Source organism: Candidatus Schekmanbacteria bacterium, assembly GCA_003695725.1.
Classification (GTDB): domain Bacteria; phylum Schekmanbacteria; class GWA2-38-11; order GWA2-38-11; family J061; genus J061.
Window position 1 is genome coordinate 1 of sequence record RFHX01000083.1, and the last position, 12,052, is coordinate 12,052.

General features: G+C 34.4%; 8 protein-coding genes. 3 read left to right on the forward strand and 5 right to left on the reverse strand.

The window, feature by feature from the left end; genetic code table 11:
* On the forward strand, nucleotides 1-2,250 hold a 2,250-nt coding region (locus D6734_03495), incomplete at its 5' end, for a PAS domain S-box protein (protein ID RMF96546.1).
* 34 nt (nucleotides 2,251-2,284) lie between these two features.
* Here the strand turns inward: D6734_03495 and mfd are convergent.
* From mfd to pheA, 4 genes are read right to left on the reverse strand one after another with little or no spacing between them, the layout of a single operon-like run.
* Nucleotides 2,285-5,764, reverse strand: a complete 3,480-nt coding sequence (gene mfd, locus D6734_03500; protein RMF96547.1) for a transcription-repair coupling factor — start codon at nucleotides 5,762-5,764, stop codon at nucleotides 2,285-2,287.
* 9 nt (nucleotides 5,765-5,773) lie between these two features.
* A complete protein-coding gene (trpS, locus tag D6734_03505) occupies nucleotides 5,774-6,781 on the reverse strand; it encodes a tryptophan--tRNA ligase (GenBank protein RMF96548.1) in 1,008 nt (335 codons plus the stop codon).
* A 4-nt stretch (nucleotides 6,782-6,785) separates the two neighbouring features.
* On the reverse strand, nucleotides 6,786-7,436 hold the full coding sequence (locus tag D6734_03510) for a site-2 protease family protein (protein RMF96549.1): 651 nt from the start codon (nucleotides 7,434-7,436) through the stop codon (nucleotides 6,786-6,788).
* A 2-nt stretch (nucleotides 7,437-7,438) separates the two neighbouring features.
* Nucleotides 7,439-8,515 carry a prephenate dehydratase gene (gene pheA, locus D6734_03515; protein RMF96550.1) on the reverse strand — a complete coding sequence of 359 codons (1,077 nt, stop codon included), beginning with the start codon at nucleotides 8,513-8,515 and terminating at the stop codon, nucleotides 7,439-7,441.
* A 114-nt stretch (nucleotides 8,516-8,629) separates the two neighbouring features.
* On the opposite strand from pheA, the gene D6734_03520 reads away from it, so the two are divergent.
* Nucleotides 8,630-9,811: a hypothetical protein gene (locus tag D6734_03520; GenBank protein ID RMF96551.1), complete on the forward strand. Its 1,182-nt coding sequence runs from the start codon at nucleotides 8,630-8,632 to the stop codon at nucleotides 9,809-9,811.
* Nucleotides 9,812-9,946: 135 nt separating this feature from the next.
* Nucleotides 9,947-10,816 carry a PilZ domain-containing protein gene (locus D6734_03525; protein ID RMF96552.1) on the forward strand — a complete coding sequence of 290 codons (870 nt, stop codon included), beginning with the start codon at nucleotides 9,947-9,949 and terminating at the stop codon, nucleotides 10,814-10,816.
* On the opposite strand, the gene D6734_03530 is transcribed toward D6734_03525, so the two are convergent.
* Nucleotides 10,799-12,052, reverse strand: a 1,254-nt coding sequence (locus D6734_03530; GenBank protein ID RMF96553.1) for a hypothetical protein, incomplete at its 5' end; no start/stop codon positions are given. The genes D6734_03525 and D6734_03530 overlap by 18 nt on opposite strands.

The following is a 12,052-nucleotide window of genomic DNA, read 5'->3' on the forward strand; positions in this document are numbered from 1 at the left end:
ATATTCGGCTATGAAAAGAATGATATCATCTATTCCTATTTACCCTTGATCCCGGAGGAAATTTTCTCCAATTTGATCGATCTCAAAAATTCTCTCATAAAAAAAGGGAAAGCGGATAAACTCTCAACTCAAAGAATTCTCGAAGACGGCACTCTTTTAGAAGTTGAACTATCTTGTTATATAAAAAATTCTATTGAAAAAGAGGGGAAAACAGCCATTTGCTTTCAACTTGACAAGATTAGGAAATTAAAAGAAATTCAAAGTGCAGAGACTTTATCGAATATCAAAAAATTCAATAGCAAAACTCAAAAAAAAGTGAATGAAAAAAAGGTGCATAAACCGAATATCAATTGCGAAGAGATAATAACCAATTTTCCTGAATCGCTTATTATAATTGATTCTGAGGGGAAAATTACATTTGCAAATGAATATTCTAAAAATTTAACGGGCTATGCTCCCTCAGAATTGATCGATAAACCCTTAAGTTTTCTGACAAATGCTCCTAAGGACGAATTCGAGAAAAAATTTTCCTTTATTCAAAAGAAAGAAGTAAGCCTGCCTGTCAAGATAAAACTTCAAGCAAAAACCGGAGATTCTATACCTGTTGAAATTCGCTCATCGATTATTCATTCAGAATCCGGAGAAGTTACAGGATTTGCGCTTATGATTAGGGATATCTCTGTACAACAGCAGAGAGATGAACTAATTGACTATCTTCGTGATTATATCGAATCTACGATTGAAAGTCTTGATGATGCTATTATAACTGCCAATGACCAAAATTCAATAATCTATTGGAATAAGGGCGCTGAAAAGATATTTGGTTACTCCTCTGCTGAAGCAATAGGGAAAAGCATCTTTATGATTTTGCCTGAAGAGGGTAACGGACAGGATGATGAAAGCGCAAGTTATAGTGTAAAAGACAAAAACCTTTTAAGGAAGAGACTGCTTGGAGATGAATCGATACAGATTCAAAGCATAGAAGAGCAATTAGTAAATAAAAAAGGAGAAAAATTTCCGGCACTTGTTTCCCTTTCTGTTCCATGCGATAAGAAGGGCAATCCAATCATTGGTAATGTGCTGCTAATAAAGGATATAACAGAAAGAAAAAAACTGGAAGAACAACTTCTTCATTCAGAAAAACTTGCTTCTCTTGGCTCGATGATTTCAGGAATAACTCACGAACTGAACAATAAACTTGCACCTATACTTGGCTATTCTCAAATAATCAAGGAGATGAATGTTGATGGCGAATTGTCTGAAATGATTTCCAAGATTGAATTGAGCGCAAAGGGCGCAAGAAATATAATCCATTCTCTTCTCGGATTTGCAAGGCATAATAAACCTCAGTTTAAGAATGTCAATATAAATGAAATAATTATGCGCGTTGTAAAACTCTTCAAATACAAGATTGATGTAAGCAATATTAAACTTATACCCCGACTCGACGAAAGCTTGCCTGAAACAATGGCAGATGAGACACAAATAGAGCAAGTTTTTCTTAATATGATTAACAACTCTTTTCAGGCGTTGTCAGGAAATGAAGGAGAGATAATAATAGAGTCTTCAATAGAAAACAAGTCGATAGTCATAAAAATATCCGACAATGGTCCCGGAATTCCAAAAGAAAATTTAAAAAGAATATTTGATCCATTTTTTACAACAAAAGAGCCGCAAATCGGCACAGGATTAGGATTGAGTTTATGCTACGGAATCATCAACAACCATAAAGGAAGTATTAGTGTAGAGAGCAAACCCTATAAAAAAACAACTTTTACTATAAAACTTCCCATAGTAAAGACATCTAAAGCCGCTGAAGTAGAGGAAAAAGAGCAAGGAATTAGTTATCAACAGCAGAAAGAGCAGAAAAAAATTCTTGTCATAGATGATGACTCAATGATTAGGGATTTGATTTTTTCTATTTTGAATAAAAAACATAGAGTAGAAATTGCTGATAATGGCAAGACAGCTCTTGAAAAAATCAAAAATTGCACCTATGACCTGATTATTTCTGATTTGAGAATGCCGGGAATAGATGGATTTTCTCTCTATAATATATTGAAAGAAAAGAATGCAGGTATAGAAAAGAGTGTAATTTTTACTACTGGCGACACTTACGACCCAAAAACCAAAAAGTTTATCGAAGAAACAAAAACCATATGCCTTCCCAAACCATTCAATATAAATGACCTATTGGAGATAGTTAATAATTTCTTCAAGAAAAACGAGACAATTCATCAAGCCCAATAAGTAATGTGATACTTCAAGTAATGTAAAAACATCATTAGTTCAAATATTCTATAAATGAAAGCGCTATTTCTGTTTTATCTTTTCCTAAGTCATCAGCTTTCAAAAGAAGCGAATTTTCATTTCTGAATCTTACTTTGTATTTTTCACAGGAGAGTATCTTATTGAGCAAGTTTTCCGATGGCTTGAATTGTTTCGAAAAATTAAAGATGATTCCCTCGGAATCTTCTGCTATAGAATCAATGAACATTTCTCTTCCTTTTATTCTCAAAGCTGCAATAAGAAATAATTTTTCAAAGGATGGGGGCAAAGGGCCGTATTTATCAATAAATTCTTTCTTAAGTTCATCCAATTCATTGAAGTCTTCGATTTCAGATATTCTCCTATAGGCAGACACTCGTTTCATTGAATCGGCGATAAAAGAAGTTGGAATGGAAGCATCAGTTTTGAGCTCAATTTTACATTCTACTCTACGAGCTTCCTCTCCTTTCATTTGGGCAATTGTCTCTCTTATAAGTTTGCAGTATAGGTCGTAGCCAATAGCCGCAATTTGTCCTGATTGCGCCTCCCCGAGAATATTTCCTCCTCCTCTGATTTCAAGGTCATGCATTGCGACTTTGAAGCCTGACCCAAGATCAGTAGTCTCCTCGATTACTCTCAAACGCTTTATTGCGTCCTTCGTCATTGCCTTGTCATGAGGGACAAGAATATAGGCATATGATTGAGTCCGACTTCGCCCTACCCTTCCTCTCAATTGATAGAGTTGAGCCAATCCTAATTTGTCTGCACGGTTGATTATAATTGTATTTACAGAAGGAATATCTATACCTGACTCAATAATCGTTGTAGATAGAAGGAGGTCAAATTTTTTATTGATAAAATCAATCATTATTCTTTCAAGCTCTGATGTTTTCATTTGTCCATGGGCAACGCCAATTTTTATTTCAGGCACAAGTTTTTCAAGAAAATTCTTCATTGCTTCGATACTTTGCACTCTATTGTGGACAAAATAGATTTGCCCTCCTCTTTCCTTTTCATTTAAAATGCCCTTTCGTATTATATTTTTGTTGAAGGCAGATACAAATGTTTTTATTGGCAATCGGTCTTCAGGAGGAGTTTCTATAATACTTATATCCCGTATTCCCATCAGTGAAAATTGAAGAGTGCGCGGAATTGGTGTTGCAGTCAAAGTTAAAACATCTACATCTTTCTTTATATTCTTTAATTTTTCTTTGTGCTTTACTCCAAAGCGATGCTCTTCATCTATTATAAGCAATCCAAGGTCACGAAATCTCAATCTGTTTATGACCAAAGCATGGGTGCCGATAACTATATCAATTTTCCCTTCTTCTAAATCATCGATAATCTTTTTTTGATATTTTTTGGAAACAAAGCGTGAAAACATCTCAATGCGTATTGGAAACCCTGAAAATCTCTCCTGAAAAGTTTTAAAATGCTGATGAGCAAGAATTGTTGTAGGTACGAGGACCGCTACCTGCTTTCCGTCCAAAACAGCTTTGAAAGCGGCACGCATTGCAACTTCGGTTTTGCCATATCCTACATCTCCACAGATAAGTCTATCCATTGGGACAGGAGATTCCATATCTCTTTTGACCTCTTCAATGGCTTTTGCTTGATGTGGAGTTTCTTCATATTCGAATTTTGATTCAAATTCCCGCAGCCAATTATCGTCAGGTGAAAATGCAAAACCTTTACTCATCTGCCGCAATGCATAAAGTTCGACAAGCTCTTTCGCAATTGAGTCAATTGCCTTTTGGACTCTTTCCTTTCTTTTGATCCATCCTGTGCCTCCAAGACGATCAATTACCGGCTTCGTCCCTTTTACGCCGATATATTTTTGTACGAGATGAAAATTATCGATTGGCACATAAAGTTTTTCTCCTCCAGAATATTCAATCAGGAGAAAATCTATTTGCCGCCCTTCCGTTATCATGCTTTGAATGCCTTTAAATATTCCAATACCATATTCAGTATGTACGACATAGTCCCCCTCTTTTAGGGATTCAAAGGTAGATGCCGACTTTACCGGAGTTACTGTTTTTTTTCTGTAGATTTCTCTTTTTGTTCCAAAAATATCCTTTTCTGTTACAAAGACGAGCCGCAAATCTTCTGAGATAAATCCTTCCGACAGAAAGCCAATCAAAATTAGAGGAGGTTGTGGGGATTTATAGTCAAATTGGAGAATATCAAACTTTCTTTCTTTCAAAAATCCAATGGACAGATTATAATCCATAAACATCTTGATCAGTCTTTCACCCCTTGCTTTTGAAGCCGCCGATATGAAAACAGCAAATCCTTCATCACGATATTTTTTTATCTCCTTTGCTACAGAATAAAACCTGTCAGTCCTTTTTAATTCATCTATATGAAGGAAATCTGTATGCTTGATATCAACTTTGATGCTGTTTTCATCTGAAGGTATAGGCGAAAGATTAATCTCATCAAAATTTAAAAGTTTTTCATTGACTGCTTCTTTATTCAAAGCCAATTCATCCAACTCAAGAGACGGAATTCCTCTCCTGATATTCTCTTCTCTTGCTATTTCATAGTTTTTGTAGTTTTCATCGATGGTTTTCAAAATGGATTTTTTATCATCAAGAATAATGAGAGCATCTTCTGAAAAATAATCAAACAAGCTACTTTTAGATGAATAAAAAAGGGGGAGATAATTTTCTATTCCCTGAAAATACTCACCTTCTTCAATAAGTCTCAAGATTTTTTTAGCGTAATTGGTTTCAATAAGTTCAGGAAATTTTGATAAGAATTTTTCTTTAAGCATATAATATTTTTCATCATATACCACTTCTCTTACCGGCAGGATCGAAGCAGTCAATATCTTTCGCAATGATTTTTGTGTAAATTGGTCAAACTCCCTGATTGACGCAACTTCATCTCCGAATAATTCAATTCGCACCGGATATTCATAGTTCCCTGAAAAAAAATCTATAATTCCCCCTCTGACACTGAATTCGCCTCTTTGTTCAACAAAATCTCTTCTTTTATATCCTGTGCTAATCAAATAATGAATCAATTCATCACGGTCTATTAAATCTCCTGTATCAATTTCTCTGAATTTATCTTCCAAATATTCTTTTGGCATCAAGAAAAGCTGTAACGATGAAGGCACTGTAATAAATATGCCCTTTCCTTTAATCATTTCCAAAAGGCATTCAATCCTTTGTGACGCTATTTCTTGGTCTGGCGAGAATTCTTCATAAATATCTGTATCTCTTGGCGGGAAATAGTGAACTTTTAAATCCTTTTCTCTATTTTGATTGAAAAAATATTCTTTAAAGAACAAAATGTCTTCATAAAAAGATTTTGCCTTCTCTTCGTTTTGTGCAATATAGATGATTTGTTTATCTTTGTGATGGAACCAGGACAATAGGAGTGCAAATGACGCCCCTGTCAAGCCGCATATTTCACTTTTTTTAGGGGCCGATGATTCAAGGATATTTTTGATCTTTTCGAATATTTCTGAGAACTTGGCTTCCATAACATATGGCTACCTCAATTTCATAACATTCCTCACTTTTTCCATCATTTTTTCTGCTTCATTATATGCTCTCTCTTTCCCTTTTTTGCGAATAGAAGATATCTGTTCTCTATCAGATGAAATTTTTGCCCGCTTCTCTGAATATTCAACAAAAAACTCTTCGATATTATTAAATAGAATTTTTTTGCAATCGACACAACCTATAGAAGCATCTTTGCAGGAGTCTTCAATTTTTTTGACTTCCTCACTTTTGCTGAAAACTTTGTGATAGGCATAGACTGGACATACCTCTGGATTGCCGGGATCATTTCTTCTCACGCGTTGAGGGTCTGTTACCATTGTTTTTATCTTTTTCTCGATTTCCTCAGGCGAATCAGCAAGATAGATACAGTTATCGAAGCTTTTACTCATTTTTCTTCCATCTGTTCCGGGAAGTTTTGGAGTAGAAGTTAGAAGCGGCTGAGGTTCAATGAAAACTGTCTCCCCATAAATAAAATTAAACCTTCTTGCAATTTCTCTTGCCAGTTCAATATGAGGCACTTGATCTATTCCTACTGGAACAACATCTGCTGAATACAAAAGAATATCTGCAGTTTGCAAAAGGGGATAACCAAGAAAACCATAAGTTGATAAGTCTCTGTTTGATAAATTTTCCTTTGTCTCCTTATAAGAAGGGACCCTTTCCAACCATGGAATTGGAGTTATCATTGATAAAAGGAGATGAAGTTCAGAATGCTGAAGGACATCCGATTGGACAAAAATCGTTGCTTTCTCAGGATCGATTCCTGCCGCAAGCCAATCGATAATCATTTCGTCTGTATATTTTCTTATATTTGAAGCATCCTGATATTCAGTTGTCAAGGCATGCCAATCTGCTACGAAATAGAAACAATCATCATTTATCTGCATCTTTTTCCAATTTTCCAAAACTCCTATATAATGACCTAAATGAAGATTTCCAGTCGGTCTCATTCCACTTAATACTCTTCTTTTCCCTTTGCTCATTTTTTTCTCCATTTCTTTAACTGACTCCAATAAGTGAAAAAATTAAATTGCTCAGTGGTGTAATAATCATACCTAACACATTTGTAAAGAATAGAGCCATAATTATTATAAAACCATAAGGCCTGAGTCTTTCATAGGCAATGGCTTTTGATGGCGGCAAAAGTCCTAAAAGAACACCGCTTCCATCGAGAGGAAAGACAGGAATCATATTGAAAATTGCAAGTATCACATTGATTCTGATACTCATATAAATAAAAATCATCAATGGCTCTATTATTTTTGAATTATTTAAAACACTGGACGAGTTGACTGAATGAATAAATAATTTGAATATAATGGCAAAGATTATGGCAAGCATAAGATTGCTCAAAGGTCCTGCAAAGGAAATCCACAAATTGTCTTTTCTGGGGTTTTTGAGATTTCTTATATCTACGGGTACTGGTTTTGCCCAACCAATCAAAAATCCGCTTCCTGAAACAAGAATGAGCAAAGGAAGGATTAAAGTTCCTATTGGGTCAATATGAGGAATAGGGTTTATGGTCATTCTTCCCATCCGTTTTGCAGTATCATCTCCAAAGTAGTTGGCGCTCAGTGCATGGAAGCATTCATGGACAGATATAGAAAGAAGAAGCGCCATAAAACTTACAATTGAATATGAAAGATTCATTTTTAGTCGAGAGAACCCTTTGGATATGACCCAAGAATATTGAGAAAAAGACAATTTGCCTCGAGCTTTGCAAGCGCTCTCTTCACAGCCCTATTCTCAATGTGTCCCAAGAAATCTATATAGAATATATACTCCCATGGCTTTTTTTTCGATGGCCTCGATTCAATCTTTGTCAAACTTATTCGATTTTCTGAAAAAAAGGAAAGAGCATCATGCAAAGCCCCTGCCCTATCATTCACTGCAAAAATAATCGAAGTTTTATCCTTTCCTGTTTTTTCATTGATTTCTTTTCCCAAAATTAGAAACCTTGTAAAATTATTGACACTATCTTCAATATGCTCATAAACAGGTTTTAGATTATAGATGTCACTAGCCATTTTACTTGCAATGGCGCCCTTGGTTTTATCCTTTGAAGCAATTTTTGCAGCCATAGAGGTGCTTGACACCGTTTCAATTTTGACTGAGGGCATATTTTTTGTTAGCCATTCCCTGCATTGCGCTATTGGTTGGGGATGGCTAACGATTGTTTTTATATCTTCCGCTTTACCTGTAATATTCATTAAGTTATGGTTTATCTTCAAAAAAATCTCTCCGGTAATTTTCAGCGAAAATTCGAGAAAAAGATCGAGAGTTTCATTCACCGTTCCTTCATAGGAGTTTTCAATCGGGACAACTCCAAAAGAAGCACTCCCCTTCTCAACATCTTCAAAGACATCCTTTAAAAAAAGTTTAGGAACAACATTGGAAGATTTGCCGAAATGCTTTATGCTTGCTAAATGGGAAAAGGATGCCTCCGGGCCTAAGCAGGAAATTACGATAGGCGCTTCAAGAGAGCGGGTTGCCGATATTATCTCTTTGAAGATTCCCTTCATCACTGACGAGGAAAAGGGTCCCGGATTTTCTTTTTCAATTCTTTTCAAAATTTCCTCTTCACGGTGAGGAACAAGAATCCTGCTGTTGTTTTTTTTCTTGATATTCCCTATTTGTCTGGCAATTTTGCCTCTTTCACTTAGAAGTCTCAAAATTTTTGAATCAATAGCATCTATTTTTTTTCGTAAATCCTCAATTTTGTTTTTCATCTGTCTTATAAAAATAATATGTAATATATGACTTTATCTTTATCATTAAAATAGCTATGTTACAAAATTTATATACCAAATTCTTTTTCTATTAAAGCATTTTCTTAAAGGAATATGAAAAAAAGAATTTCAATATATGCAGACGAGGGTGCTTCACACTCATTTATATGGTTAATAAAGTTTTTTAAAAAGCATAAATTATATTCTGTCAATTTCGTTTCTTCGCAAAATATAAAAGAAGGCTGTTTGTCGAAATGCGATGTATTGATTATCTCCGGAGGAGACAGTTTCGCCATTGCCGAATCTTTGGGCATTGAAGGAGCGAAATCAATAGAAAATTTCATAAAAAATGGTGGCACATATATAGGTGTGTGCGCAGGTGCATATCTAATGCTCAGGTCTTCCAAAAAACCCCTCAATTATTTTAATTTTACATCAGCAAAAATCAGAAATCTCGCATCTTCCCTTCCGCCCGCCAAAACTATGGAATATAAATACAGTGTGACATACGGATGCCGTTACATTTACCATCCTGTAAGAGGCGAAATCATAATGAAGGTTGTTTCAGAGGGTTTAGAAGAAATACTTCTTTCAGCACCTATCTACGGAGGCCCCTTTATAAAGGATGACGATACGCTGAATCAGCTGGCGGTTTTTTGGGATTTTACGGATAAGACACTTTTTCTAATTGATAGGGAAACGGCAGAAAGCATATGTAGAAATTCTATGCTTGCAGGTGAAAAAAAATATGAAAAAGGAAAAATCTTTCTTCTGAGCACACATATGGAACATCCTGATTATGAATTTGCAAACAGATTCTTTTTAGGAATTATTTTAGACGATGAATTCAAAGCGAAAGAGATTTCCAATATTTCCCAAAAGCTTGAAGCAAGAAAGATGAAAAGAGGAAAAATTGAGAACAAAAAATATTATGAATTCAGAAAAAATATTAGGAATATGCGGCAGCTTTCAATAGGAATTGAAAACAGAGAAACCTATTGGAAGATAGGCAAAAAGATTTGGGAAACTGAGAAAATACGAATCTTTACTGAATCGCTTTATGAGCTTGACAATGAATATGGGCACAATCTAAGCTCTTATCTGTCAAATGAAGATACCATCGAGCTGAAAACAAAATCATATGAAACATATTTGCTGTTGCAAAAGATAAGCAAATCTCTTAGCAGTAACAGTCCTTCACAAATTTTTGCCGAATCTTTTTTCACTAATGCAAGAAATCTTCTTTCAAGATATGCCTCATTATGCTTTTCTTATTCTGATAGAATGAAAAAATAATTTTTTTTCTAAAGGATATGAATTTTCTTCCGACTGTAAATTCGTTTATACAAAAAATGCTCTCACGATAAAAATAATTGACGGCAAAGAATCAAAGAGATTAAAATTTGAATATAATTTTATTTTTGATTTTTTATGATTAAAAAAGAAGATTTCGAAAAGTACCTGCCGGATATTGTAGAGCTAAATCTTGCCTCTGAGAATATTAAAGACCTCTTTCTTGAAGTATCAGAGAGAATTGTAACATCTGACAAAGTATGTAATCAACAGGCGGCACGCAGAGAATTTGCCATTATTTCAAAACAATGGGAAAGGTTGAAAGAATCTCTCGTTAAGGACGGCACTGATTTCATTTCAAATGGAGTTTTTCCTTTTACAATAAATTATTGTCCCTTCCTCTACATATCCACCTCTCTACTTTTTATTGGCAGATTGAATAAGGGAATAGATTTGGGGATTCAAGGGATACCGCCAATAAAGATTATTTGTATAATGCTTTTCCATTCTGTGGAATCTGTTGATAAAAATAAAAAAATTGACGGTGAAATGGATAAATTCAACCTATATTGGAATAATCTGCTGAAAAATCAGTCTTTCATTGAAGGATTTATGAACATTGAGTCATCTGAAAGATTTCTTGAATTAGTATCTATGACGCACTCTTATCTTGAGAAAAGGAGATATCCTCGTTACAGCATACACTCTATAGCTTACTGCAACACAATTTCTGAAGAAGATATGCTTGAAAAGAAGGAAAAGGTTGAAGTCAAAAATATAAGTTTGAGCGGACTTCTTTTACAGCATAATAACCCCTTTCAGGTGGAGGACCATGTTGGAGTTAATTTGATGCTTGAAGATAAAGTTATTTATATGAGTGGTAAAGTTTGCAGATGCCATGAAATTGAAGAAGGAGAGAGAAAAGTCTATTCTTCAGGAATCGATATTACAGATATTTCAAAAGAAAATCGTCTGATTATGGAAGAATATTTAAGCCGCCTGCAATAAATTCTTGCCACAATATATTTCACGATAAATAAAAAAGTTTTCCAGTACCTTTTTGATATAATTTCTTGTCTCTTGAAATGTAATTTCTTCAATAAATTCTTCCATATCACTTTTATTGTTTTTATCTTTCCACTCGTCTGTTTTTCTTTCACCTGCATTATAAGCAGATAAAACATATACGGGATTATTATCATATCGCTTCAAGAGCGAAACCAAATACTGAATACCTATCTCTAAATTTTTTGTTGGTTCAGTCAAAGAATCTCTTGAATGCGATTTTCCTGTCATTTTTTTTGCAGTAGCCGGCATTATCTGCATAAGTCCTACAGCGCCAGCATATGATACAGCATTCTTGTTGAAAAAACTTTCCTGTCTTATGAGCGATACTATCAAGAAGGGATTTACTTTATATTTATCGCATATGCTTCTGATTTTTTCATAATACACAAGAGGATAAAGAATTCTTGCCATATCCTGTGAATTCAATAATTCCTCAAATCTTAAATTGTAATTTGATTTAATATACCTTATGGCTTCTTCATATCCTTCGTTTTCTATCAGAAGTTTTGCTATTGCTATTGCCTTATCACGATTCATTTTTTTAAGAAATCTCAATGCCGAATTCAATTCATAAAGGGCATCTCCATTAAATCCAATTTCAAATAACTTTTTTGCTCTTTCAATATATCTTGAATATTTTCTATTCCTGTTTAATTCTTTGACTCTCTCCCACAGATTTTCTTTTTTCCCTTTGGGCAAAGAAGGAATGCAATTACTTAGCAAAATTTCATCTATCCCACTTTTTTCTTCCTTTACCCTTAAATAAGAAAGCCAGCCGTAGAAACTTTTTGACAAAGAAGCTTTGGAAAAAAGCTTCTTTGAATAGTCGTAAAGCTTCATCTTTTCAGCTGACTTTCCAGCCCAAAACAATGCTTTGGCATATTGCTGATTATTGTTTTCCGAATAATCAGCAGCCAAATTGAAATTTATATATGCTTTGGAAAAATTTCCTTCAAGATAATATAAAAAAGCATAATTCCAATAAAGGTCAAACTTGCTGTAATATTTATCTCCGGATGAAACAATTCTCATTAGTGATACCCTTGCTTTATCATAATCATTCTTGTTTTTGTAAAAGGAATATAGGAGATAAAGTGTGCGGGCGTAATATTTTGATTTTTTGAAATTTTTTATCAGCTCATTAGCGGATGATAGAAATCCTTCGTTGTCTGAATA